At 56.4% G+C, this 636-nt stretch carries 1 protein-coding gene; it reads right to left on the reverse strand.

Features of this window, described 5'->3' with window-relative positions; translation table 11 throughout:
- A partial coding sequence (locus H663_RS41960) for a YDG domain-containing protein (RefSeq protein WP_240620617.1) occupies positions 1–636 on the reverse strand: 636 nt, incomplete at both ends.

Below are 636 nucleotides of genomic sequence, written 5' to 3' on the forward strand. Positions count from 1 at the left end.
GTCTTGTTCTGGTTGCTCATGGCCACAGCCAAGTTGGCTTTGCTGATCGTGCCACCACCGACTACTGTTGAAACTGTAGTGGGCAAGTTGTAGTTGCTCAAATCTGCTGTGCCAGCCGCAAAGTCAGTTGCCACCAAGGTCGCGGTGACCGTTGTTGCAGCGTTCACGTTCTTGCTGTTGTAGGTGCCGCTGGCTTTGTTCACCGTTGCAGTTTCTGCCACGCCGCCCACTGTCACGCCCGTGGCTGTGATCGCACCCGCTGCCAATGCAGCTGCTGTCGTGCCGTCATAGGTCTTGTTCTGGTTGCTCATGGCCACAGCCAAGTTGGCTTTGCTGATCGTGCCACCACCGACTACTGTTGAAACTGTAGTGGGCAAGTTGTAGTTGCTCAAATCTGCTGTGCCAGCCGCAAAGTCAGTTGCCACCAAGGTCGCGGTGACTGTTGTTGCAGCGTTCACGTTCTTGCTGTTGTAGGTGCCGCTGGCTTTGTTCACCGTTGCAGTTTCTGCCACGCCGCCCACTGTCACGCCCGTGGCTGTGATCGCACCCGTTGCCAATGCAGCTGCTGTCGTGCCGTCATAGGTCTTGTTCTGGTTGCTCATGGCCACAGCCAAGTTGGCTTTGCTGATCGTGCCA

This window comes from Limnohabitans planktonicus II-D5 (assembly GCF_001270065.2).
GTDB classification, from domain to species: Bacteria; Pseudomonadota; Gammaproteobacteria; order Burkholderiales; family Burkholderiaceae_C; genus Limnohabitans_A; species Limnohabitans_A planktonicus.